Source organism: Paenibacillus sp. J31R98 (genome assembly GCF_056269245.1).
Genome location: NZ_JBWDNO010000003.1, coordinates 539064 through 564980, shown reverse-complemented (window position 1 = coordinate 564980; position 25917 = coordinate 539064). Strand labels below are relative to the sequence as shown.

The 25917-nt window shown below is 51.3% G+C and carries 22 protein-coding genes; 19 read left to right on the top strand and 3 right to left on the bottom strand.

Translation table 11 applies throughout. From position 1 onward, the window contains the following. Positions 1–154: 154 nt before the first annotated feature. The 7 genes from AC0YNX_RS16115 to AC0YNX_RS16085 all read left to right on the top strand — a co-directional run bounded on the left by AC0YNX_RS16115 (position 155) and on the right by AC0YNX_RS16085 (position 5695). Entirely contained in the window at positions 155–385 is a 231-nt protein-coding gene (locus tag AC0YNX_RS16115; RefSeq protein ID WP_475816688.1) for a DNA-binding protein, read from the top strand. A gap of 144 nt (positions 386–529) precedes the next feature. Further along, the gene (locus tag AC0YNX_RS16110) at positions 530–826 is read left to right on the top strand and encodes a cold-shock protein (protein WP_475816687.1); all 297 of its coding nucleotides are present in this window, start codon (positions 530–532) and stop codon (positions 824–826) included. Positions 827–871: 45 nt separating this feature from the next. Further along, complete coding sequence (locus tag AC0YNX_RS16105) at positions 872–2014, top strand: YecA family protein (protein WP_475816686.1); 1143 nt, start codon at positions 872–874, stop codon at positions 2012–2014. A 178-nt stretch (positions 2015–2192) separates the two neighbouring features. Beyond that, positions 2193–2642, top strand: coding sequence for an SEC-C metal-binding domain-containing protein (locus AC0YNX_RS16100; RefSeq protein WP_475816685.1), 450 nt, complete (start codon positions 2193–2195; stop codon positions 2640–2642). 232 nt (positions 2643–2874) lie between these two features. Continuing rightward, on the top strand, positions 2875–3948 hold the full coding sequence (locus AC0YNX_RS16095) for an ABC transporter substrate-binding protein (protein ID WP_475816684.1): 1074 nt from the start codon (positions 2875–2877) through the stop codon (positions 3946–3948). A 35-nt stretch (positions 3949–3983) separates the two neighbouring features. Beyond that, positions 3984–4901 carry an ABC transporter permease gene (locus AC0YNX_RS16090; RefSeq protein ID WP_475816683.1) on the top strand — a complete coding sequence of 306 codons (918 nt, stop codon included), beginning with the start codon at positions 3984–3986 and terminating at the stop codon, positions 4899–4901. Further along, complete coding sequence (locus AC0YNX_RS16085) at positions 4901–5695, top strand: ABC transporter ATP-binding protein (protein ID WP_475816682.1); 795 nt, start codon at positions 4901–4903, stop codon at positions 5693–5695. The genes AC0YNX_RS16090 and AC0YNX_RS16085 overlap by 1 nt, the downstream gene beginning before the upstream one ends. Positions 5696–6199: 504 nt before the next feature. Here AC0YNX_RS16085 and AC0YNX_RS16080 read toward each other — a convergent pair. After that, positions 6200–6670: a hypothetical protein gene (locus AC0YNX_RS16080; RefSeq protein ID WP_475816681.1), complete on the bottom strand. Its 471-nt coding sequence runs from the start codon at positions 6668–6670 to the stop codon at positions 6200–6202. 70 nt (positions 6671–6740) lie between these two features. Beyond that, on the bottom strand, positions 6741–7592 hold the full coding sequence (locus tag AC0YNX_RS16075) for a LysR family transcriptional regulator (protein WP_475816680.1): 852 nt from the start codon (positions 7590–7592) through the stop codon (positions 6741–6743). Positions 7593–7735: 143 nt separating this feature from the next. On the opposite strand from AC0YNX_RS16075, the gene AC0YNX_RS16070 reads away from it, so the two are divergent. From AC0YNX_RS16070 to AC0YNX_RS16040, 7 genes are all read left to right on the top strand, one after another. Continuing rightward, entirely contained in the window at positions 7736–8242 is a 507-nt protein-coding gene (locus tag AC0YNX_RS16070) for an N-acetyltransferase family protein (protein ID WP_475816679.1), read from the top strand. Positions 8243–8408: 166 nt separating this feature from the next. Beyond that, a complete protein-coding gene (locus AC0YNX_RS16065) occupies positions 8409–9521 on the top strand; it encodes a glycosyltransferase (RefSeq protein WP_475816678.1) in 1113 nt (370 codons plus the stop codon). Continuing rightward, positions 9518–10135, top strand: a complete 618-nt coding sequence (locus AC0YNX_RS16060) for a glycerol-3-phosphate acyltransferase (protein WP_475816677.1) — start codon at positions 9518–9520, stop codon at positions 10133–10135. Before AC0YNX_RS16065 ends, AC0YNX_RS16060 begins: the two co-directional genes overlap by 4 nt. 250 nt (positions 10136–10385) lie before the next feature. Further along, positions 10386–11471 carry a Gfo/Idh/MocA family protein gene (locus tag AC0YNX_RS16055; protein WP_475816676.1) on the top strand — a complete coding sequence of 362 codons (1086 nt, stop codon included), beginning with the start codon at positions 10386–10388 and terminating at the stop codon, positions 11469–11471. Between the two features lie 12 nt (positions 11472–11483). Next, a complete protein-coding gene (locus tag AC0YNX_RS16050) occupies positions 11484–13961 on the top strand; it encodes a GH116 family glycosyl hydrolase (protein WP_475816675.1) in 2478 nt (825 codons plus the stop codon). Positions 13962–14006: 45 nt separating this feature from the next. Continuing rightward, a complete protein-coding gene (locus AC0YNX_RS16045) occupies positions 14007–14975 on the top strand; it encodes a hypothetical protein (protein ID WP_475816674.1) in 969 nt (322 codons plus the stop codon). A gap of 126 nt (positions 14976–15101) precedes the next feature. Beyond that, positions 15102–16175 carry an AbrB family transcriptional regulator gene (locus AC0YNX_RS16040; protein ID WP_475816673.1) on the top strand — a complete coding sequence of 358 codons (1074 nt, stop codon included), beginning with the start codon at positions 15102–15104 and terminating at the stop codon, positions 16173–16175. A gap of 278 nt (positions 16176–16453) precedes the next feature. Here AC0YNX_RS16040 and AC0YNX_RS16035 read toward each other — a convergent pair whose 3' ends face one another. Beyond that, positions 16454–17515 carry a LacI family DNA-binding transcriptional regulator gene (locus tag AC0YNX_RS16035; protein WP_475816672.1) on the bottom strand — a complete coding sequence of 354 codons (1062 nt, stop codon included), beginning with the start codon at positions 17513–17515 and terminating at the stop codon, positions 16454–16456. Between the two features lie 357 nt (positions 17516–17872). Here AC0YNX_RS16035 and AC0YNX_RS16030 point away from each other — a divergent pair, with 357 nt between their 5' ends. The 5 genes from AC0YNX_RS16030 to AC0YNX_RS16010 all read left to right on the top strand — a co-directional run bounded on the left by AC0YNX_RS16030 (position 17873) and on the right by AC0YNX_RS16010 (position 25901). After that, a complete protein-coding gene (locus tag AC0YNX_RS16030; RefSeq protein WP_475816671.1) occupies positions 17873–20227 on the top strand; it encodes a cadherin-like beta sandwich domain-containing protein in 2355 nt (784 codons plus the stop codon). 216 nt (positions 20228–20443) lie between these two features. Beyond that, positions 20444–22177, top strand: coding sequence for a sensor histidine kinase (locus AC0YNX_RS16025; RefSeq protein WP_475816670.1), 1734 nt, complete (start codon positions 20444–20446; stop codon positions 22175–22177). Positions 22178–22192: 15 nt separating this feature from the next. Continuing rightward, positions 22193–22963: a response regulator transcription factor gene (locus tag AC0YNX_RS16020; RefSeq protein WP_475816669.1), complete on the top strand. Its 771-nt coding sequence runs from the start codon at positions 22193–22195 to the stop codon at positions 22961–22963. A gap of 195 nt (positions 22964–23158) precedes the next feature. Continuing rightward, positions 23159–24904, top strand: coding sequence for a type 2 periplasmic-binding domain-containing protein (locus AC0YNX_RS16015; protein ID WP_475816668.1), 1746 nt, complete (start codon positions 23159–23161; stop codon positions 24902–24904). Between the two features lie 88 nt (positions 24905–24992). After that, the gene (locus AC0YNX_RS16010) at positions 24993–25901 is read left to right on the top strand and encodes an ABC transporter permease (protein ID WP_475816667.1); all 909 of its coding nucleotides are present in this window, start codon (positions 24993–24995) and stop codon (positions 25899–25901) included. The last annotated feature ends 16 nt before the right edge of the window (positions 25902–25917 follow it).

Sequence of the window (25917 nt, the reverse complement as noted above, 5' to 3'; positions counted from 1 at the left end):
AGCTGTAATCGGATTTATGATGAGAGACACCATCAAACGGTGTCTCTTTTTGTATGCACAAGCGATGGCTCGGGTCAAATTTATGTATCTGTAAGAGTTCGTGTTATAATGAAAGTAATCGTAACAATTAAAGCAGTGGAAGAGGATGCCTGATATGCAAAGTTTTAAGGATTACAATCTGAAGGCGAAAGATACGTTTAATGCGACCAGTAACGAAATTGTATTAACCATAACGGAAGCTGGAAGTGCATTAGGCCTCTCCAAAGATCAAATGAAGATCTACGTAGACAAGAATAAACTAACTAAAGTTTCCATCATGAGAAGTGTGCATCGGTATCTGTTGTTGAAAAGTGAAATCGATGAGATTCTTCGTCTGAAGAAATAGTAATACGTGGAATTGAAGGCTTCAGGAACAATATTACTTCGCTAATTATGTCATAGTGTGTTATGATTAGATACACGTATAGTAGACGGAATGTCACATGCCGAAGAGGTTGCGATGCTGCCTTTTCGATATGTGGCTTTTTTTATGAAGGACAAACTAAAGGAGGGCTTGCTCATGTATTTTTCCCGTAAGAGACCCCCAGAGGATTATCCAACCGAAATGACGCCCATTTGGAAGTGTGCAAAAGAGGGCTGCAACGGCTGGATGAGGCAGAGGTATTCATTTGAGGATGTGCCAACCTGCGCGCAATGCATGTCTCCCATGGTCACTGGCATGAAAGAACTCCCTATCTTGTATGATTCAGGTCTTGACCGTAAGGCAGCGGTGAAGAATATGAAGAAGAAGAGCGATACTTCTGATACTTCTGATACTTCTGAATAATTTGGGGCTTATGCTTAGGTGACATCAATAAAGAGGGGTACAGGAATGGATGTAAATGAAGAGATGCTGCAGTTGAACATTAACAATGCGATCCAAGGCGCGGTTATGACCAGCTTAAAGGATATCCTTACACAGCTAACCAAGGATCGGTTGAATTTCATTGCGGCCAATTGCGCACTTGCGGGGCGCTCGAAGCTGAAGAAGCAGGAGCTCGTGGATGCGCTTTATGAACGAATTACGAATGTGATGGAAGTGCGGACAGCATTCCTATCGGCGGAGACGCAGGAATGGGAGCTGGTGAATCGGCTCTTCGATGTCCCGTACATTCAGGATAATAAAGTATTTGCGGATGCATACTTGTTCTTAATGGATAAAGGCTTAGTGTTCAGCTTCCTGGAGCAGGACAAGATGTTCTATGTTATGCCTCAGGAAGTGAAGGACGCATACAAGAAGCTGGATAAGAAGTCTTTTCAGATAGAACGCGACTTAAACCAGCTGGTGCTGCGTTATACGGAAGCTGCGGCTAACTTATACGGTATATGTCCTGTGCAGAAGCTCGTTGAGATTATTAATGCTCAGAACGACATCGGATTGACTGAAGAACAATTCAATCATATTCGTCGATCCGTCAATGATAAGGTGTTAACCTGGGATGTTCAGCGCGGGTTTCTATTTAGCGATGGCTTGGATGGAGAGAGCGTCGACGATTTTGAAGAGTTCTTGGAGAGTGTAAAGGATAAACCGTATTACATCCCTCCCAAAGATGAGTTGCTGCGCTATGCAGAGACTGATTATTTCGAGAAGACGCCCCAGCTAGAGGCATTGAAAAGCTACATCATGCAGAAGCTTGGCAAAGTCGAGCGTTTGGCTGAAGCGATCGTAGACGATCTTCAACTTGTATGCTCGATGGAAGAGCCACTTGGCGTCATTATGGAAACGTTTGAGGAACGTAGAATCCGCTTGAATAAGAAACAGGTAGAGGAAATAGTGCCGTTAATTATTCAAGTCGTTAATACGACGAGAATATGGTCCAATCGCGGCTTTACGCCTGCGGAGTTAAGCCTGAATTCAAGTCGGGATATGACTGGCAGCAATGTCGTTCAATTCCCTGCGGCCTCCTCGAAAGTCGGCCGAAACGAACCATGCCCATGCGGCAGCGGAAAGAAACATAAGAAGTGCTGCCTGTAAAGCGATAGAAGCCCGGTCCATCCATGGACTGGGCTATGTTTGTTAGAGTTGAAATAGTAGGAAACTTGCTACATAGCGTTACATTTGTAATTATTGGGATAGGTTTATCCTGCAAAACGTGGTAAAATAGCGTGGTTATGAAGTCATTTGTTGTGACGGATAGAAAGGGTCTAACATCATGGATTTAGGAAAAACAACGCAACTTAGCGATATTTTGTCGGCTTTGACGAAAGAACGTTTGAACCAAATTGCAGCAGCATGTGAACTTGCTGGCCGTTCCAAGCTGAAGAAGCAGGAGCTCGCTGACGCGCTCGTTCAGCTCCTTACCGATGCTGATTTCCCGCAAACGAGTCTGCAGCACCCAGATATGCCGGAGGAAATCCGGGAACTGCTCGGCAGCACGGACGCACAAGCGCCTGAAGCCCCTCCAGCACCCGAGGCGAAGCCGGAAGCACCGCAGGCTACAGCGCAAGCGCAAACAGCTGCAGCAAGCGTTACAAGCTCGATTCGCGCTTCCTATAAGAAAACGATCACAGCGCCTCGCCGCCCGGTGACGTCTGTCAAGATTGGCAGAAACGAGCCTTGCCCGTGCGGAAGCGGGAAGAAATATAAGAAATGCTGCTTGTAAGCGCAGCAGCGTAAGCAAAGACCACATTCGGTACCGGATGTGGTCTTTGCTGTATTCGCTAAAATTTTAAACAATTGACGAAGCTGTGAACTCCTCTTAATATATATTAAAAGCATGTTAGCGTTCACAAGGGATTCTGCTAGAGTTTGACTTTGTTGCTGTTTGGCGATAAAGCGTCGCAGTTTTTCAGAACAGATGCACTGCTTCATATAATGGGAGGGGAAATAATAGTATGAGAAAATGGTCATTATTAGTGCTCGTATGTTCTATTGTTCTACTGATTGTAGGTTGCGGCAGCAAGAAAGAAGAGACAAACAACACGGCTGCGGCTGGAAACAACACTACTGCTAACGCAAATGCGAATGCAGGCGACACGGAAACACCAGCGGAAAAGTCTTACAAGATCGCAATTTCTCAAATCGTCGAGCACCCATCACTTGATGCGACTCGTGAAGGTTTCCTAGCAGCGCTTAAAGACGCTGGCATTGAAGAAGGCAAGAACTTGACAGTTGACTTCAACAACGCGCAAGGCGACTCGTCGAACAACCTGTCGATCGCTCAGAAGATCGCGGCAGAGAAGAATGACCTCGTCTTTGCCATCGCAACGCCATCGGCGCAAGCAGTGGTACAGCAAGTGAAGGAAACGCCGGTCGTGTTCGCAGCTGTTACGGATCCGCTGGCAGCGAAGATCGTAAGCAACCTGGATGCACCAGGTGGCAATGTTACAGGCGCTTCGGATACAAACCCGGCAGCAACAACGCAGCTGTTCGACTTCATGGCAGCAAACTTCCCGAACATCAAGACAGTCGGCCTTATCATCAATGAAGGCGAAGACAATGCAGTCGTCATGTCGAAGATGGCTGAAGAAGCATTGTCCAAGCATGGCATCAAGCTCGTGAAAGCAGCAGTAACGAACACATCCGAAGTGAAGCAAGCAGCGGAATCGCTAGTCGGCCGCGCAGATGCATTCTACATCACGCTCGACAACATGGTTGTAAGCGGCGTGGATTCGATCATTCAAGTGGCGCAGAAGAATAAGATTCCGTTCTTCTCCTCTGACCGCGATACGGTAGAGAAAGGCGCATTCGCAACAGTCGGCTTCAAATATTATGATCACGGCTACCAAGCTGGACAGATGGCTGCGGATATTCTCAAGAACGGCAAAAAACCAGGCGAAATCAAAGTAAGCATGCAGGAGAAGCTGGATCTGATCCTCAACCTGAAAGCGGCTGATGCTCTTGGCATTAAAGTGACAGACGACATGAAGAAGGCTGTTCAGGATCAAGCGCAAGACATTATTCAGTAATCCAGTAATCCAGTAATCGTATTTGGAGGTTCGCCATGCATGCTATCATGAATTCCATACCTGGAGCCATTGAGCTAGGGTTGCTCTACGCGCTCATGGCACTCGGCGTGTACATCACGTTTCGCATTCTTGATTTTCCTGATCTAACGGTGGATGGCAGCTTCACAACCGGAGGAGCGATCGCCGCGACGATGATTGCACACGGCGCATCGCCTTGGATTGCAACAATCGTTGCTTGTCTTGGCGGCTGTGCGGCAGGGACCATTACGGGTCTGCTGCATACCAAAGGCAAGATTAACGGGTTGTTGTCCGGGATTCTGATGATGATCGCGCTCTATTCCATTAACCTGCGGATTATGGGGCGTCCGAACATCTCGCTGCTAGGTCAGAACACGATATTTAATTCCCTTTCTATTCTAGCTTTTATGATCGTTGTCGTAATCGTGATCCTGGCGCTGCTCAATCTGTTCCTCAAAACAGACCTTGGACTTGCACTGCGAGCGACCGGCGATAACGCGAGAATGATCCGCAGCTTCGGTGCACACACCGACAATACCATTATTCTCGGCATCGGCTTGTCCAATGGTCTCGTTGCGATGTCAGGTGCGCTCGTGGCTCAGCAAGCGGGTTACGCAGATAACTCGATGGGTATCGGGATGATCGTTATCGGTCTCGCTTCCGTCATTATCGGGGAAGCCATTCTTGGCGCCAGAACAATCTTGTGGGCAACGCTGGCCGCGGTATTCGGTTCAATCGTTTACCGCATCGTCGTTGCGTTGGCGCTTCAGGTCGACTGGTTGGACGCATCTGATCTGAAAATTATTACAGCGGTTATCGTTATCGTGGCGCTCATTATTCCAACGGCTCAGCGGTCTTGGAAACAGAAGAATGCAGCGCGCAGACGCTCCGCGGAATTGGCTGATTCGCTTACGGCTGCGGGAGGTGGGCGCTAATGCTGGAGCTATCTAGGGTGTCCAAGCTCTTCTTCCCAGGGACGCCGGATGAGAAGGCCGCGCTCGTCGGCATTAATCTGACACTGAAGCCGGGGGATTTTGTCACGGTCATTGGCAGTAACGGCGCGGGCAAGTCGACGTTGATGAATATTATTTCCGGTGTCGTATCACCGGATTCTGGCGATGTACGCATCGGCGGCAATGTAGTGTCGGATTTGCCAGAGTACAAGCGGGGCCGCTGGATCGGCCGCGTCTTCCAGGATCCGATGGCGGGTACAGCGCCTCATCTGACGATTGAAGAGAATTTGGCGATCGCGTATGTACGAGGCAAGAAGCGCGGACTAAGCTTTGGCATCACTCGCGGGAAGCGCATATTCTTCCAAGAGCAGCTGAAGAAGCTGGGCATCGGCCTCGATACGCGGCTGCGCGCCAAGGTTGGACAGCTGTCCGGCGGGGAGCGCCAAGCGCTCAGTCTGCTGATGGCGACGTTCACCGAGCCGCAGATTCTGCTGCTTGACGAGCATACCGCTGCGCTTGACCCGGCGAGGGCTGAGCTCATTACTCGCCTAACGGAAAGCATCGTACGCGAGATGAAGTTAACGACCTTAATGGTCACGCACAACATGGAGCAGGCGATTCGCCTCGGCAATCGGCTGATCATGATGGATAAAGGCCGCATCATCCTCGACATTGACGAGCAGCGCAAGAAAGACCTAACGGTCGAGCAGCTGCTTCGCGAATTCGAGAATATCAGCGGACACAAGATGGCGGATGACCGCGTTGTGTTCGGTTAATTAGGGAACGGATTCAAGCAGTAAAAAAGATCCAAGATGGGCAGGCTAGCTCTGCATCATCATGGATTTTTTTGCATTGACCGGTCGTTGTTGATGACTATTTAGGAAGCATCATGGGCTGGAAGCAGGGCAGGAGTCGAAAGTGTGACCCGTAGGGATACACATTGGCGGGAGATGGGGCAGAATACCGAAAGTGTGACCCGTAGGGATATACATTAGTGGAAAATGGATCGGAATGCCGAAAGTGTGATCCGTAAGGATACACATTAGTATAATAACGGTCGGCGTGGCCGAAGAAGCCGGTCTGGTGGACTACATCGGCGAAAATCCGCCGAACTGAGAGAAAGAAGCCGTTCTGGTGGACTACATCGGCGGAAATCCGCCGAACTGAGAGCAAGAAGCTGTCCTGGTGGACCTAATTGAAAAAAATTACCTAATGAATTGGGAAAGCGAAGGGGTTGCCTCTTAAGTCTTGATGACTTTTGGGACAACCCCTTTATTGAGTTACTTATACTTATCAGTCCAGTCTTCTTGCCATTCTTGAAAGGACTTGGATTGAACCTCCTCAAGTGTTTTTCCTTCCAATGACCAGTACCCGCCATCTGATGGATCGTCATGCGGGAACGAAGTTCCTCCTATGGGCTCGTCATTAACTTCATAGACATAAACATCGACCTTACCTTGAGCTAGCGGATGATTCTTGACAATGAACTTTTGCACGTTAATGGTTTCGCCCAGATACTTGGACGGGTCAACATGCTGCAATCCCCAATAGATCATATAGGGCAGCGTTACGATTCTTGCTTTGGTCAGCACGTAACTCTCCGCACGACCTTCATACGAAATAACGTGGAAACCCTTATGCTCCAGATAATTTTGAATAACGGATTGTTCTTTCGGATCCTCGCTGCTTGTTGCACAACCAAGTAATACTGCGAGCAATACATTGGGAATCAAATATTTCAAGGTTTTCATCTGTCTCACCTCTATCGATTACACAACCATTATTTGTATCTATAACGCAGCCGATCCCAGCAATGTTGCATTAAAGTCCCAGAAGCTCAAGCCCCAGCTTCACGGTGCGATAATCTCGCTGCTCGGTGAGATACTGCGCGTAGGCTTTGATCGTCGGCGTCTCGAACTCGCAAGGCAGAAGGTACAGCTGCTTCGCATCCAGATAAGGCTGAGCAACAGAGAGAGGCAGAAACCCGAAGCCAGAGCCTTGCAGCAGCATGGTCAGCATAATGGTGGAGTGGTCCATGTGCAGAGCAGGGATGAACCCAGTTCCCACTATGCCTGCGAACCAGTCGGGAAAAGGATAGCCCCACTCCATATGGCAGTAAGAAGCAGACAAGAAGTCCGCTTTGCTGACCGCAGTGGTCCGTTCTACAGCGGAGACAAGTACGATCTGGTCCTCGAACAGGAGCTGCTGGGTTACCTTCGGGTGAGCGGGAGGATCAAAGCGAACAGAGACGTGCACGACGCTATCGAGCAGCAGATCGCGGATCATATAGCTGGGATCGATGTTGCTGAGGAACTTCACTGCAATCTGCGGATGAGACTGCCGGAACGCCATAATGTTCGGCAAGTACCTGTAATGCCATACGGAGCCAGGTCCGCTCAGAACGAGCTGATGCTCGAATTGCTCCGACAGCGTTAGCTTACTCTCCTCATACAGCCGCATCATCCGTTCAGCATAAGGGAGGAAAGCAGTGCCTGCTTGCGTCAGGCTGACATTGCGGTTGTCTCGGATGAACAGCATTTTGCCGATGGCTGTCTCCAGTCCCTTAATACGTGCGGTAACGGCAGATTGAGAGATGTGCAGATGCTCCGCGGCTCGTGTGAAGTTCTGGATTTGGCATACGGCTAAGAAAGCTTCCAACTGGGATGAGTCCATGTGGTACGTAAACTCCTCTCATAGAGTGATTCGTTTTATTGATTATAACAAACCGAATTATTCGTTATACAAATGATGCTGCCTCCACTATTATAGGGCTATATTCAAGGGAAACATAAGCCGCTGAGAAGGAGTAGTGAACGATGCCGAAGATTACAATTGAACAAATACATGCCATTAACGATTCTACTCTAACGGAACTGTCGAAGCTGCTAATCGAAGTCGTAAAGGATGGCGCATCGATCGGTTTCTTGCCGCCAGTAGCAGAACAAGATGCCGCGCAATATTGGGAAGGCGTGCTTGCGCCGGACGTTATCTTGTTCGTCGCTAGTATGAACGGCCACATCGCCGGTACCGTTCAACTGCAGCTTTGCATGAAGCCGAACGGTCTGCATCGCGCGGAGATCGCCAAGCTCATGACACATCCCGAATGCCGGCGTAAAGGAATTGGACGACAGCTCATGATCGCTGCGGAGGAGCGGGCGAAGCAGGAGGCTCGCTCACTGCTCGTGCTTGATACAAGAGAAGGGGACCCGTCGAACCTGCTGTATACAGCAATCGGTTACACGCATGCAGGCCGCATTCCTGGCTTTGCGCGATCAGCTAATGGACAACTGGATGCAACGATGTTGTACTACAAGCAGCTATAGATAGCACGAAGCCGAAGTCACAACCTCACAGGATTGTGGCTTTTTTATTTTCTTCATGTTGAAAGTTATTTTCGCTTGTTGCCATAGATTTGAAATCATAGAATGGAAGGGAGACACCATATACTTGTACAGATCGCGTCAAAACAAGCTTTCGGGGGGATCTGATATGATAATTGCTCTACTGCTCTTGTGCGCTTGTTCCGCGGGCTTCCTGCTCTTCCGCCGAAGTACGGTTCCGGCGCTTGTGCCGGTACCGGTGCCTGTACAACATTTGCCGATACAAGGAGCACTGTCTGTCGTCATTCCAGCCCGAAATGAAGAGCGCAACCTTCCCAATCTGCTCCGTTCCTTGCAGGAACAGACAATAGGGAAGATGGAGATCATCGTAGTTGATGATCATTCCGAAGATCATACTCGAGAAATTGCCGAGCAGTTTGGGGTGACGGTCATCTCATGCCCGGTGCTGCCGGTTGGATGGACAGGCAAGAACTGGGCCGTGTGGAACGGCTACCAGCGGGCGAGCGGTGACCTTATTGCTTTTCTCGATGCAGATGTGCGTCTGGCGCCGCATGCGATGCACGCGCTGCTCGCAACACGTGCGGAGAAGGGCGGTACGATCTCCGTTGTTCCCTATCACGAAGCGGAGAAGTTCTACGAGCGGCTCGCGCTCATTCCGAACCTGCTTGGTCTCTTTGCCTTTACGTCGCCGATGGAACGGACGAATCCGCAGAAAGGGTTGTACGGCTCCTGCATTCTCACGACGAGAGATGACTATGAGAAGATCGAGGGCCATGAGAGCGTGAAGGCAGAGCTGCTCGATGATCTTAATCTCGGTGCGCGATTTATGGAAGCGAATATTCCGGTCAACAATTATATCGGGTATGGCACGGTGTCCTTTCGGATGTATCCCGGTGGCATTCGCAGCGAGATCGAAGGGTTCAGCAAAGGAGCAGTGCTCAGCACGAGCAAGCTCAGCTTGTGGACGACAATGCTTGTTGCTGTCTGGCTGATCGGCCTGATTGCTGCGGAGACGGCTCCTTTTGTACTCGGTACGTCTTGGGCGCTACCTCTGGCGGCAGGCTATCTGCTCTACACGGCGCAAATCTATTATTTTATCCAATACACGGGGCGGTTCGGTAAGTGGCTGCCGGCGCTGCATCCGATTAGCACGATCTTCTTCCTATTCATTATGCTGTACTCCATTTACCAAGTTGTATTCTTCGGGCAGGTCGCTTGGAAAGGAAGGCGAATCGAGGTTGGGGGGCGGTCGAAGCGATGATCATCGTATGGACGCTGCTGGCATTCCTCTCTGGCGGCCTCATGTTCTCCTATTGGTTAGGCCTGCTCGCTAAACAGAACCTGAAGGAGCATGGCGACGGCAATCCCGGCGCGCTCAATCTGTGGAAGGCGGCGGGTTATTCGTATGGCCTATCAGGTATCGTGCTTGATTTTCTAAAAGGGTACCTCCCCATCTTCTGGATAATCCGTACAGATGCGTTGGCAGGCTACGGTCTCATTCTTCCATGCTCGGCGGCGGTGCTCGGTCATATCTTCTCGCCTTTCATGAAGCTAAGAGGTGGCAAAGCAATCGCGGTGACGTTCGGTGTATGGAGCGGGCTCACGTCATTCACGGGTTCACTTGCATACGCCATTATTCTCGCTATCCTGCTGCTTACGGGGAGACTCCTGAGCAAAGGCAAGCCAGCTTCGTCAGAGGCGGACGGCTTCCAAGTGGTGCTCGGCATGCTCGTTCTGACCATCTACACCTTCCTCTTCGATTATTCCACGTCAGTCATCATATTCGGATTTATCAATTTCCTGCTTCTTCTGTACTCCCATCGTAAGGAGCTGCGCCGGTTCATCGGTGCGGTGTCCGCGCATACGAATCGCTAAAGAGCGGCTCCAAGGGAGCCGTTTGTTGTTGCTGCGCAAAGGATGATGCGTTTTTGTAAACGAAATTAGCGGATTGTAAGGTTCTGTGAAGCTGTCGTGTAACAGTTGTCGAATGAAATGTAGTATTTACAAGATAATAATCGAGGTTTATAATCAAAATCATGAAAATGTTTACTTAATTACTTTACATTTTATAATTTTGTAAACTGAATTCCGATTAGATCTCAGTGGGAAGAGGTGCTTCTTGTTCATGAGCGGACGCGTGCTTAATGTTGGCCTGATTGGCCTTGGGGAGGTTGCCCAGGTCATCCATTTGCCGGTGCTTCAATCGTTGCCGGAGCAATACCGAATTGCGGCAATATGCGATATTTCACCGAAGCTGTTAGAACATGTCGGCAGACAGTATGGAGTAGACAAGCTGTACACCGATATGAGGGAGCTTGTCAGGCAAGAGGATCTTGACGTCGTGTTTGTGCTTAATAGTGATGAATATCATGCGGAGTGTGCCATTGAAGCAGCCAATCAGAAGAAGCATGTGCTCATCGAGAAGCCGATGTGCCTTACGTTTGCTGAGGCGGATGCCATCATTGAAGCGAGGGATCGTAACGGAGTTCATGTGATGGTCGGCTACATGCGCCGTTATGCAGCGTCGTTCGTTCAAGCAGTCCAAGAGATCGGTGGACTGGACAACATTACATACGCAAGAGTGCGCGATATTATTGGGCAAAATCATTTCTTTATCCGTCCTACAAGCCGTACAGTCATGTTCGACGATATTCCGGAGGAAGCGAAGGCGGATCGCAAAGAGAGAGCGGAACGGCTCGGCCGCGAGGCGACAGGTGTTGAACCGGATTCGCCATTGTTCAGCTTTTACCGGCTGCTGGCGGGTCTTGGCAGCCATGACCTATCGGCGATGCGCGAGGCGATTGGCATGCCGAAGGCTTGTCTGGGGGCGAAGCTGTCTGTTCATAAGGACAGTATTTTCCTAAATGCGATTCTCGATTACGGCACTTTCTCGGTTACATATGAGACTGGCATGGATCAACAGGGGCGCTTCGATGCGCATGTGGAGGTGTATTCGAGCCGCAAGACGGTAAAGGTGCAGTACGACACGCCTTACATTCGCCATCTGCCGACGAAGCTGTTCCTCTATGAGACGGAAGGCGAAGCATACACAGAGTCGGTCATCCGTCCGACCTTTACTGATCCGTATACGCTCGAGATGGGGCATCTGTACGATGTCATTACGAATAATCATGCACCTAAGACGACACCTGAGGATTCGCGCGAAGATCTGGTTGTTTTCGAAATGATTATGAATGCGCTTAAGTCCTAGGAGGTGGCTTCCGTGAGTCAGGGTCAGCAGCTTTATAACGGTGTTTATACAGGTGACAGCAACACCCATATTGCGTTCCCGCTTGGCGGTATTGGCGCAGGAATGCTCTGTTTGGAGGGCACCGGAGCTCTGTCGCATTTCGCCATGCATCATCGGCCGAACAACTTGAATGAACCCATGGTGTTCTCCGCTCTCAGCGTAAAGACTCCGGGTGGAGGCGTTGTTGCGAGAGTGCTGGAAGGGCAGGTTCCGCGGCGCAAAATATTCGGGACCAAGGTGAAGGACTACGAGTCGGGGCCGGGAAGCGGGCTGTATGGCAAGCATTATGGATTGCCAAGGTTTGCGGAGAGCAGCTTCGAGGGGCGGTTCCCTTTTGGCACGGTGAGCTTGCAGGATGAGAAGGTTCCGGTTGCTGTGTCTATTGCGGGCTGGAGTCCGTTCATTCCGCTGAATGCAGACGATTCCAGCTTGCCTGCCGCGGGCTTGGAGTTCACCTTCGAGAACAAGACGGGCAAGTCGCTTGAGCTGGTTTATTCGTTCCATGCAGCGAACTTCATGAGCAGCTGGAACACGGAGGGGCGTCGTGTGCAGCGGGCTGAGAGCGAGGCGAATGGCTTCGTGCTGGATCAGCCGGCGCTTGCGGATGAACCGTGGAAGCGCGGGGCATTCAGTGCGGTAACCGATGACCCTCGGGCCAAAGTGGACTGCGCATGGTTCAGAGGCGGCTGGTTCGACTCGGTGACGATGATCTGGAACAAGGTGGCGGCAGGAGAGTGGTGCGAGCATCCGCCTGTTACGGAAGGCGCGCCAAGCTCTGGCGCAAGCCTCTATGTGCCTCTGGAATTGTTGCCGTACGAGCGGCAAACCGTGAGGATCATGCTGTCCTGGTACGTGCCGGAATCGAATTTGAATGCAGGCATTCCAGTGGCTGACGCTGGCACTGGCGCTGGAGTTGGCAGTACTCCGGGCAGCTACTATAAGCCTTGGTATGCAGGGAAGTTTAGCAACATTAACGATGTGGCTGCCTACTGGTCGCAGCATTATTCCCGCTTGCGTTCGGCAAGCGAAGACTTCACTGCGAGCTTCTTCGGCACCTCGTTGCCGCCTGAGCTGGCGGAAGCGGCTGCTGCAAACCTGTCCATATTAAAGTCGCCGACGGTGCTTAGGCAGACGGACGGCAGGTTCTGGGCATGGGAAGGCAGTGAAGATCTGCAAGGCAGCTGCCACGGTACATGCACGCATGTATGGAATTATGCGCAGGCGCTGCCGCATTTGTTCCCTGAGCTGGAGCGTTCGATTCGCGATACGGAGTTTGAAGAGGGCCAGGATGCGGCGGGTCATCAAAATTTCCGTGTGCCGCTGCCGATCCAGCCGGCTGACCATACGTTCCATGCCGCAGCAGACGGGCAGCTTGGCGGCATTATGAAAGTATATCGGGAATGGCGGATTAGCGGGGATACGGCTTGGCTGCAAGAGATTTGGCCGAAGGTGAAGCAAAGCCTTCACTACTGCATGGTCACATGGGATCCGGATAAGACTGGTGTGCTCTCTGAGCCGCATCACAATACGTATGACATCGAGTTCTGGGGACCTGACGGCATGTGCTCGTCTATCTATCTAGGTGCGCTCAAAGCAGCAGCCCGCATCGCGGCAGCTTGCGGGGACGACGACAATCAGTATGAGGACGTTTATCAGCGTGGTCGATTGTATATCGAACAGGAGCTGTTTAACGGGGAGTATTTTGAACAGCGAATTGTATGGGAGGGGCTTCATGCGCCTTCGCCGCTCGAGACTAAGGATGCATGGAACGTCAATTATTCTACTGAAGCGAGAGCACTGCTAGAGGAAGAGGGTCCGAAATACCAGTACGGCAAAGGCTGTCTGTCTGACGGCATCATCGGCGCATGGCTAGCGGAAATGTGCGGCCTTGGTGATATTCTCGACCGGGAGAAGGTTAGGAGTCATCTCCTCAGCGTCTATAACTATAACTTGAAGCGTGACCTGACGGAGCATGCGAATCCGCAGCGGCCAAGCTTTGCGCTTGGTGCTGAGGGCGGGTTATTGCTGTGCACATGGCCGAAGGGCGGCAAGCTGTCGCTTCCGTTCGTGTATAGCGATGAAGTGTGGACGGGGATCGAATACCAAGTGGCGTCCCATCTGATGGCGCTTGGCAGCGTGCAGGAAGGGCTTGATATCGTGCGCACCTGCCGTGATCGTTACGACGGACGAACACGTAACCCGTTCAACGAGTACGAGTGCGGCCACTGGTATGCACGGGCGATGGCTTCCTACGGGCTCCTTCAAGGCTGGGGCGGCGTGCGTTATGACGCCACTGAGCGGAAGCTCTATGTATCGCCGCGGGTTGAAGGGGATTATAGCGTATTCCTCTGTACGGCCAGCGGCTATGGGCATGCCGGTATGCGGGATGGAGCGCCTTTTGTAGATGTGAAAGCAGGACAGATTGCTGTTGACCATATGGAGCTCGTGTAACGGACCATTATTGCTAATCATTTTGCGAATTGGGGAGTGTCTGGCATGCCGAAAGTGTTGTCTGAAGCGCAAGTGCAGCATTTTAAAGAAAAAGGCTGGGTCAAGGTCGAAGGTGCCTATCCGCGTGAAGAGGCGCTGAAGGTACAGGATTTCCTATGGGGAGAACTCGCGAAGCGGGGCTTTCACAAGGAGGATAAGAACAGTTGGACGGAGCCGGTTGTAAGGCTTGGCAATTATGTGGATCCGATTATGGACGGACTGAACTCCGAGCGTCTAACCGGTGCGATTGAGGATTTGCTCGGGGAAGGGCGCTGGCAGGAAGGGAAGATGATGCAGGGCGCGATGTGGGGCGGCTACATTATCAACTTCGGGCCGGAGATTCCGGGCGGTTGGCACTATGACGGCAGTCATTTCCGTCATTACTTGGACAGCTGGGAGCAAGGGCTGCTCTTGGTTTGTCTGTTCTCGAGCGTGAAGAAAGGCGGCTCAGGCACGCTTGTTGCGGAAGGCTCGCACAATATTGTAACGAAGGTACTGGCGCAGCATCCGGAAGGCATGGGGCTGGGCGAAGCCCTACGTGAATGCGCGAAGCATCCTTGGCTGGCGGAGCTGATCGGCAAGAAGCAGCCTGCATCGGATGATATTTATGCCGATTCGCCGGAGCAGGACAAGAAGGAGCAAACGAAGCTGTCGAAGAAGGAGCATCTGGCGAAGTTTATGGACAACACGTATGAGGATCCAGAAGGCTACTCCTTGCGCGTTGTTGAGACGACGGGGGAGCCGGGGGATTTGGTGCTCTGCCATCCGTTTCTGTACCATGCCCCGTCCACGAATGAGCTTGGCGTGCCGCGCTTTATGTGCAACCGCGTAGCGCCGACGCATGAGCGGATGAATTTCAATCGGGAGAATCCAGCCGAATATTCGGTTGTCGAGCAGATGATCCGTGAGGCGCTTGGTCTGAAAGAAGGAGAGCGCTGTGAGTGGGCTAGAGTAGAGGCAAGTAAAGTAGAGTAGATTGTGCATAGAAGATCGTCCGGCAATTGCCCTCTATTGGGGGATTGTTGGGCGATTCTTTGTTTTATAGGCGCAGTCGTAGTATTGTTAGATGATATTGATGGACGTAAGAAGGTGTTTGTGAAAATGGGGAAGACACTTATAGCCGCACTGCTCGGCGGCGCGCTGTTTAAGCTGCTGAACGCGCCGATTCCTTGGCTGCTTGGGCCAATGCTTGCTGTCTTGATCGGCTCGAAGATCTTTGGCCGGACAGCCGTATTCAAGTGGTCCTCCTCCGTTCGGAACGCGGGGATGATTACGGTTGGCTATACGATCGGGCTGGCCATGACCGCTTCGGCACTCGCGGAGATGTCCCATCAGCTGGTTTCGATGGTGGTCATGATCGTGCTGCTGCTGTTATTCTGCGCAGGTATGGCGTTCGTCGTTGCGAAGCTCTCGGGCACGGACTTCAAGACCGCGCTGCTCGGCAGTGTGCCCGGCGGACTGACACAGGTGCTGGCGCTGGCGGAGGAGACTGAAGGCGTTAATGTCACGATCGTCACGGTCACGCAGGTCATCCGGCTCATGATGATTATTGTATGCATTCCGATTGTGGTATTCAGTCCTCTCCTCGGTGAGGTTCATGACACTGGCGGGGCTGTGGCAGAGCTGCATCACGCAGCCGCAACGTGGAGCGGGCTAATTCCCGGCATGCTATGGTTTGCGCCAGTAGCGATAGGGTGTGCGCTGCTAGGCAACCGAGTCAACTTCCCAACCGCGTACCTGCTCGGTCCCGCGATTGGCACCGCCGTGCTGCAGCTGTGCGGCTTGGAAGGGCCGGCGCTTCCGGCGTTTATGATTGATGCGGCGCAGCTCATGATCGGCGCCTATGTTGGGCTGCTCCTGAAGCCGGAGCAGCTGGAGAATAAGCTGCGGACGATCTCGCTCGCAGTGGGCAGCGGACTGCTGCTGATCGTCGGAGCATGGGGGTTCAGCGAGCTGCTGACCAAGCTGTACCCGATCTCGATGCCAACGGCGCTGCTCAGCCTTGCGCCGGGCGGAATGGACCAGATGGGCATCATCGCGCATGAGATTGATGCGGACTTGTCCATGGTCGCGGGATACCAGCTGTTCCGAATGTTCTTTATCTTCTTCGCTGTTCCACCGTTGCTGCGGCTGCTGTTCCGCCGTTCGCTCAAGCGAGGCGCGAGCGAGGGGTAGTGTTGGAGGGAATGGGGGCGGCAGCATGCGTAGCTGCTCCCTGCCTGGTCAAGCCGAATCGAGGAGACTCAATTCGGTTTTTTTTGTATCTAAATGAAAAAATAGAAATCCACTTGTGGCCCACCAAACCAGCCGCTCCACGCAACTCGCTCAATTTCCGCTCGGTAGACGGACCCGGTACACACTATAACCCTTCTTCTACCACACGCCACGTGCCCGCCTTCATAACAAAAAAAACAGCTGAGCAAGCGCATTCCGCGCCTGCACAGCCGTTCTTCTTATACCCTCTCGGTGGTCATCGTACTGTCGCCGATTACCACTCTCGTCGCGAGGCGAATCGTCTCGTAAGCGCGATCCGGCTTGCTTAGTCGCTGGAGCAGCTGCTCCGTCGCGCGCAGGCCGAGCTGATGCTCATCGTGCGCGACCGTCGTCAGCGTATAGCCGAGGAACTCCGCTTCCTCGATCTGGTCAAACCCGGAGACGGCGATGTCGCCTGGAACAGACTTGCCGATCTCGCCGGCATATTTAATGACGTTAAGCGCAATCTTGTCGTTGACGCAGACGAAGGCGTCGGGCAACTCTTTCATCTCTTTCAGCGAGCGCGAGAACCCCTCATAGTTCTGGAAGCCATCCGCGCTTGCCGACGTGATGCAGTAGGCAGGGTTCATAGGCAACCCTGCATCAAAGTGAGCGCGCTGGAACCCGAACCAGCGCTCCATGAAGCTGCGGCAAGAGCTGATATCCCCAATAAAGCCGAGCTTCCGGTGGCCCGCAGCAATGAGTCCACTCGTAATCTGGTAGATGCTGTCCTCATTCTCCATGAATACGACGTCTGTCTCGAGGCCGGAGAGCGGCAGCTCAGGAGTAATGTTAATAAACACTTTCGGAATCGGGAGCTGGAGCAGCTTATCTGTATAAGGCTTGCTCATGCTGCCTGCTACGATAAAGCCGGCAATATCGCCGCTTGTCAGCACGGCGGGAAGCACAAGTGCGTCGATATCCTCATTCTTCACGAAGCTGATCTTCATCTCGTAGCCGTTGCTGCTCGTAATTTCCTCGACGCCGCTCATCACGTTCATCCAGAAGCCGGTGCCGTGATACAGCTGATGCTTGGTAATATAAGCGATGCTCTGCGGCTTTACAGACAAGGAGCCTTCGGGATGCGGCTGTACAGCAACAATCTGCTTCACTTTCTTATAACCCATCGCAATCGCCTGTTCGATGACTCGTTGCTTTGTTTCGTTTGTAATGCTGGGGTGGTCGTTAAGCGCCTTGGAGACGGTGTTTCGGGAAAGGCCGAGACTTAACGAGATATCGTGGGTCGTCACCTTTTTGCTCAAGCATATCAATCCTTTAGTCATAGAGTCCTTGTTTCAATTGTAGAATAGCGCATCGTTTTGTCAATAAACAAAATCACAATTTTGTAACTTTACATAATTGAGGTAAAATTAAACAAAAGTCTTATTTACAGATGTGTTACAGGTACATTATAATCGAAATTGACTGAAATTATTACATAATTACGAAAAGTGTAAACTTTTTAGGTTACAAAACAAGCGACAAAAGGAGGGTATGTAGTAAACGGTTTATTGGCGATTCCTGGTGCTGTCACTGCTCTCTCTTGAGATGATTAGAAGAAGTAACATGATTCACTAATTATGTAAGCGCTTAAATCCAAAAAAGAGGTGAACGAGAACATGAATAGTACTCGCCGATTAGCCGCGCTATTTCTCATCATAAGCATGATCGCGGCAATGCTCGCTGTACCTGCAAGCGCTGATGCAACTTCCGACACTGCATTATTCAATTTCGAAAATGGCACGCAAAGCTTTACAGGCACCGGCGGCGCATCGCTCTCAGCCAGCAATGAACAAGCATACGCAGGCGCGCAGTCGCTGAAGATGAGCGCGAACGTAACGGGGGCTTCGACTAGCCCGTTTGCGAAGCTGGGCAATCCTGCCGGACTCACCGCAGGCAGCACTTATGAGTTTCATATCTGGGTGCCAAGCGGCGCCAACATTGCAGGCGTTCAGCCCTATATGATGGATAAGAACTGGTCCTGGACCGGTTCGCTCGTTTCTTACAGCAATCTGACGAAAGATAGCTGGAATACGCTCACGCTTACGATTCCTGCAGGTGCGTCGAATCCGTTTAACGAGCTTGGCGTGCAGCTGCAGACAAGCGGTGACTTTAACGGCAGCATCTACATCGACAGCATTAGCCTTGTCGGCGGTACTCCTGCCCCATCGCCAAGCCCGGCAAGCCTCAGCGATCTTCGCGTTAATGGCGTGACCGTGGCCGGCTTCTCGGACAATAAGTTCGCCTATATCGCGCATGTTCCGAACAGCACAGCATCAGCAACGATTACCGCAACGACTACGGACCCTGAAGCGACTGCGGTAGTCAGCGGCGGCGACAGCCTGGCGGTCGGCGAGAATGAAGTGTCCGTGCTTGTAACGGCGAAGGATCTCTCGACCAAGACATACACCATTAAGCTGATCCGCGATCTCCCTGGCGGAGGAAGCAATCCTATTACCGTACAAGGCACGAACTTCTATGCCGGTCATGAGCCGATCTGGTTCAACGGGGCGAACACGCCTTGGGATAACTGGAATGATTTTGGCGGCGACTTCGATTTCAGCTTCTGGGATACGCACTTCCAGCAGCTTCATGATAACGGCGTCAATGCGACGCGCGTCTGGATCACGAGCAACGGTGAAGTTGGCATTGATATTGACGAATCCGGCCATGTGTCCGGTGCAACAGCGGCGCATTGGAATGATCTCGACAGCTTGTTCTACCTGGCGCAGAAGCATGGCGTTTACATTATGGCAACGCTGATGTCGTTTGACCATATGAAGGCTTCGCACCCGAACTATAACAGCTGGCGCAATATGCTGATGAACGACGATAACATCGACTCGTATGTGACGAACTACGTGATTCCGTTCGCGAATCGCTATAAGGACAACCCTTACCTGTGGTCGATCGACTTCATGAACGAGCCGGATTGGGTGTACGAAGAGAGCAAGCTGCCATGGGAACAGCTGCAGAAGCTATTCGCGAAGATGAGCGTTGCCGTTCATGAGAATAGCAATATGCTGACAACGGTTGGTATTGCAATGGTGAAATACAACAGCGACACATGTACGGAAGGCTGCCAAGGCAACAAAGTAGGCGATGCGGAACTGACGGCTGCGGCTGGAGGCAACGCGCTTGCGAAGCTGGACTTCTGGTCGCCGCACTATTACGACTGGATGGGTCAGTATTGGGGCGTTCCGATGTATATGACGCCAGAGCAGTTTGGTCTAAGTGCAGACCGTCCAGCAGTCATTGGCGAGACAGCGGCTCTTGGTACGGCTGGTCACACACTTGAGCAGGATTATTTCAGCGCGTATGCGAACGGCTGGCAGGGCTTGATGCCTTGGACGTCCAACGGTGTCGACGGGCTTGGCGATCTCACGAAGGTTGGTCCAGCGGCAAGCAGCTTCTATAGCCAGCACCAGACGCTTGTATTCCCGCCAATCCGTTCGAACGATGCATCCTTAAGCGATTTGCAAATTGACGGAGTTACGGTTGCGAGCTTCTCGCCGGATACGCTGAGCTACAACATGGAAGTACCGATTAAGACGAAGGAAGTGACCGTAACGGCGACGTCTGCTGACGTGAAGTCAACGGTTACGGTTGTCGGCGGCGCGAAGCTGAAGAAGATTCCGAATACGGTGACCGTTCTTGTTAACGCAGAGGATGGCACGCAGCGCACATACACGCTGACGGTTAACCGCGTTAAGTCAAACGTAGCGTCGCTTAGTGACCTGCAAGTGAATGGCGCAACAATCCAAGGTTTTGATTCAAGCGTCCTCTCTTATTCGATTCAAGTTCCGAGCACGACGACATCGGTTTCCGTGACGGCAACAGCGCTCGATTCGCAGGCGAAGGTGCGTATTAACAGCGTGAAGAAGTTGAAGGCTGGAGCGAATACGATTACGGTGCGTGTGAAGGCCGATGACGGCACAGAATTAACGTACAGTATTATTGTTACACGAGGCTAATCCTCATTATCATATCTCGCAGCTAAGCTACATCATCAGCATTGGGAAGGCTGGTCTGGAGGTCTTTATTGACCACCGGGCCGGCCTTCAGTACTCATAAGAATGCAGGAATGGATTGACGCGAAGCAGGTCGATTACGTAAAATGATGAAAAATCATGCGAAATTGTAAAAAATCATACAGATTTAGGCTCACGCTTCCATGAGGGGGACAACTTGTGCTGCCGAAACCATCGTACTCGCTAAAGAGCAGAGCCTATTTCTTCCTCGTGCTCAGTTCGATTATTCCTCTTGCCCTAATCGGCTATATCTCCTATATTTCAATGATTTCTTTATTAAACAACAATATTGACGGCGGCATCCGAAGCAATATGAAGCAGATTCAGATCAGCACCAGCAATGTGTTCACCAATCTGGAGGACTCGGCGCTGCAGCTGGCCATGTATAACGGCAGAGTGGCCGATGATATCGAGACGTTTATTGATACAGATGATATCCTCACCAAATATGAGAAGAAGAAAGCCGTTATTGAGAGCATTTCGCTCATTAACGCAGCGAAGCCGGATATCGGCCTGATCTTCTTCTATCACGCGGACAAGCGCCAAGTCATGTTCGAGAATCAGAGCGTGCAGGAAGGGTTCCGCTTATCGAATTTGCCGACTCTTGCGCACGGTATTAACGCAACGTTCTTCGGTCCTCATCAGACGATGAAATCGACGAAGGACAGCATTGTGTTCTCGGTTGCGCGCAAAGTGAACCTCATAGAAGGCGCAGATCTCTACGTCTATATGGAGACAAGTATTAAATTGTTTGAGGATTTACTTAAATCTCAGCAGTACAAGCTTGCGGTCACTTCCATTATGCTTAATTCACAGGGCAAAGTGATGTACAGTCAGGGGCAGAAGGATTTTCCACTTGGATCCTATATGGATATCACCAAACTGAATGAGACAGGGAAGTCGGATTCAATTAAGAAAGGCTACTATATCTTCGCAGAGCAAGGCGAGCAGGGATGGTACATTTTATCGGCGGTTGAGAAGAAGGCGTACAGCTCCGACGTGATCAAGTGGATGGGTAAGTTCGCACTGCTGGCAGTGCTGTCGATTGCGATCAGCTTGTTGCTAGGTCTATCCATCTGGCGGGTCGTTTACAGGCCGCTGCGCACGATTCACCGGGAGATCAGTCTGTTATCCCATAACAAGTTCAACTCCGAATTAAAAAGGACGGGCATCACGGAGTTCGACAGCCTGCTCGTACAATTTCACAATATGAAAGACAAAATCTCCGACCTGTTCAAGGAGCTGGAGGAGAAGGAACGCAAGAAACGGGCCATAGAAGTGGAGAAGCTGCTTCACCAGATTAACCCGCACTTCCTGCACAATACGCTCAATACGGTGCAGTGGCTGGCGAGAATGAACGGGCAAGACGAGATCGACCGGCTTGTCGCGCTGTTTACGAGAGTGCTGCACTACAACCTCGGCAAGGAAGGCGGCATCGTCTCTTTAAGCGAGGAAGTGGAGGCGCTTCAGAATTACGTCGATTTGCAGCGTATCCGGTATGCGTACCATTTTGACGTACAGATCAAGGTGGATCCGGCGCTTGGCGATGTTGCAGTACCGCGCTTTATTATGCAGCCGATTGTGGAGAATGCGATCTATCATGGGCTGAAGGATGAGAGCGGCTATATCCAGATAAACGCGCATGAAGAAGCGGGGAAGCTTGTTATTACGGTGCAGGACAATGGCGCGGGCATGACCCCGCTTGAGATCGAGCGGCTGCTTGAGCCGCAAGCGGATGCGCATAAGAAGGTTGGCATGGGCATTGGCCTCAGCTATGTCCGGCATATGCTTGAAGTCAATTACGGCAGCGCTGCTTCCATGGAGATTAAGGGTGAGAAGGATCAGGGAACGACCTTCAAGCTTACGCTTCCGATAAGCCGCAGCATGATGTGAGGGGAGTCGCTGTTGATGAAGACATTAATTGTGGACGACGAAATTTTTGTGCGAAAAGGACTCATATCTGTACTGCCATGGCAGAAATTCGGCTTCAAAATCGTCGGTGAAGCAAGCGGAGGCGAGAAGGCGCTTGAGTTCTTGGCGAACAATCGTGTCGATATTGCTTTCATGGACTTAACGATGCCGGGCATGTCGGGCTTCGAATTGATGAAGGCGACGCGGGAGGCTTACCCAGACCTCAAGGTCGTCGTGCTGACCTGCCATCAGGACTTCAACTATATTCAGGATGCCATGCGCCTCGGTGCGATTGATTATATTGTGAAGACGCAGCTTGAGAAGGAGACGCTCGACGATGTGCTCGAGAGGATCTCCGCTCGCGTTCGGCATGATAGCAAGGAGCGGGGCAGCTTCGTTCCTGCGCCAAGCTTTGGTAGTGAGCATGGGAAACGCTATTCGGACGAGGTCGTTGCGAGCATTAACAATGCGATTCAGTACTTGAACGACCATTTGTTTGATGGCATTAGTCAAGAGGAAGTGGCCAAAGCGGTCAATATGAGCCGAGGCTACTTCAGCGTCTGCTTCAAGGACATTACCGGAACGCCGTTCAGCGATTACTTGAGAGGGCTTAAGCTGAGCAGTGCGGAGTCGCTGCTGCGCAAGACCGCGAAGCCGATCTATGCGATCGCCGACCAGCTCGGATTTCAGGATGAGAAATACTTCAGCAAGCTGTTCCGAGAGCATAATGGCGTGACACCGTCAGAATATCGGGAGCGAAATCGATAGCTTTAAACAATTTCGTAAACGCTTTCATACACAAGAGAAAGTTTTACTGAGTTAGTAGGAATGTTGTTATGTAAACGTCTGCAATTGATGACCAAACTCCCATTAGAAGAGGAAGATCGTCTATCCCGCGATCTTCCTCGTTTCGCTTAGTATAGAGACAAGCAAGTCATACCACTCAAGGCTAGGGGGATTCAAGTGAAAAAGAAATTAAAAGCAGTTGCATCTGTATCACTGGTCACCGCGCTTATGTTAACAAGCGCAGCTTGCGGCAATTCGAACAATGGGGGCAATTCCAAAGAAAGCAACACCGCAGAAGGCAATGCGCAAACGACGAATGCAAGCACGAACAGCGGCGGCAATGCAGACAAGGCGGCCAATACGACCGCGCCAGCTGAGAAGCCGGATCCATTCAGCAAAATGCCGGAGTTGGTTGAGTTCACGACAGGCATCTCACTCTCGGCAGAAGCGAAACCGCCTGCAGGCGAAAGCTTCGAGAACAACGATGTCGAGAAGTGGTTCGAGCAGAATTTGAACGTGAAGCCGAAGATGGAATGGTCGACAAGCGATCAGAACTATGCCTTCGAGCAGAAGATTAGCCTCTTGATCGCGGCGAACAACATCCCGGACGTACTATCCATTAGCGTGGACCCGAACGGACTTAGCACCCTGAAGAAGCTCATCAAGGCAGATATGATTGAAGATTTGACGCAAGTGTATAACGATTACGCTTCCCCGAACCTGAAGGACAGCATCGCGCTTGGCGGACCAGATGCGCTGAAGTCTGTATCCTCGGACGGCAAGCTGTATGCAATCCCGTCGATTGCCGATGTTGAAACCGCGATTCCGGTTATCTGGACGCGTAAAGATTGGCTGGATCAAGTGGGCTTGAACGAGCCGCAAACGCTGGAGGACGTAGAGACGACGCTGAAAGCATTCAAGGAAAAATTCGGTGCTGGCGTGCTGCCGTCGCAGCAGAACATCTACGGAGCGGATACTGCTTCCTTCGACTTCGTATTCGGCGCGTATAACTCGTATCCAGGTCAATGGATTAGAACGGCAGATGGCAGCGTTGGCTATGGCTCCGTACAGCCTGAGATGAAGGGCGCGCTCGAGCGTCTTGCGAAGTGGTACAAGGACGGCCTGATTGCAAAAGACTTCATTATGAACGACAGCAACAAAGCGGTAGAAGCAATCGCAAAGGGCAAAGCCGGTGTATTCGAAGGCGCATGGTGGTCCACATGGTATCCGCTGCCGGATTCGGTGAAGAACGATCATAATGCAAATTGGCAAGCGACTGTTCTTAAAGGCGTTGATGGCATTGCACATGCGAAGGGTTATGGCACAGTGAGATCGTTCGTGGTTGTGAAGAAGGGCTTCAAGAATCCGGAAGCGATTATGAAAATGCTCAACTACGCGCAAGAAGCGAATACCAAGAAGCTCGATTGGTACAACAAGCTGACGATTGACGAAGGCGCGAAGTACTTGAACGCGAAGATGCCGCTGCTTCCTGTAAGCGTCAGCGCGAAGGATCCGCATGAAATTACGGTTCGCTACAAAGCGATCATGGATGTTGTAGACGGCAAGGCGAAGATGGAAGATGCAGATCCAGAGACGAAAGTACAAGCGACTTCGATTCTGAACTACAACAAGGCAGCGGATAAATTCGCGGATATGGGATTGTGGAGCCTTGCGAACCAGTTCGCGGTCGGCGCGGCAGGTCTTGTGAAGAATCCGGTGCAGCAGACGCTTCCGGCATTCATCGGTTCGACCGATCTGATGCAGAAGAAGAAAGCTTCGCTTGACGATCTGGAGAAGAAGACCTTCCTCGAGATCATTACAGGCAAGAAGTCTATTGATGAGTTCGACAAGTTCGTAGAGCTGTGGAACAACATGGGCGGTAAGGATATTACGGCTGAAGTGAACGATATCGTAGGCAAATAAGATTAACGCACACGCAAACAAGTGCTGAGCTTGCTGCTTGGCTAGGGCAGTTCAGCACTTGTTTCATCTGAACTGAGGTGAACTTAGATTGAAAGCTAACGGCAGAGTTCGCAATAAGGAATCGCTTCACTACCACTTTATGCTCTTTCCAAGCATCGTCATTTTGGCTATCTTCAGCATTTATCCGACGCTCGGTTCGATCATGGCTTTCAAATATTTTGATCCGATTGCAGGCATCTGGGGTTCCCCATGGGCGGGACTGGATCATTTCAAGATGCTATTTCAAATACCGGAATTCAAACAAATTACGTTTAATACCATTACCATCTCCGTCATTAAGATCATTCTGAACGTCTCGTGCGCGCTGGCATTCGCCCTGCTACTTCATGAAATTAAGAAAAAATGGTTCAAGAAGTCTGTACAGACGATCGTTTACTTGCCCTTCTTCCTTTCCTGGGTCATTATGGCCGGTATTTTCAAAGATTTCTTCTCCATCGACGGCATGATTAACGGCATCGTTCACAAGCTGAACGGCGGAGAGCCGATTATGTTCTTCAGCAGCAATACCTGGTTCATGATTATCATCTATGTGACGGATGTATGGAAGGGCTTCGGATTTAACGCGATCGTGTTTCTGGCGGCTCTGACGAGCATCAATCCGAACTTATATGAAGCAGCAGATGTAGACGGCGCTTCAAGGTGGGCTAAACTTCGAAACATTACGCTGCCGAGCATTAAAGGCACGGTTGTGTTGATTCTCATATTGAGTCTGCAAGGCATCTTAAGCGGCGGCTTCGACCAGATCTTCAACTTGTACAACCCGCTCGTCTATCAGGTTGCTGACATCTATGACACGTATATTTACCGAATGGGCTTCCAGAGCAATCAGTATGAATTTGCAACTGCGGTAGGCTTGTTCCGCTCGGCAGTAGCGTTTATCTTCATTCTGATTTCGCAGTGGCTAGCCGAAAAATATGGCGAATACAAGGTCTTCTAAGGCGGAGGTGAACGAA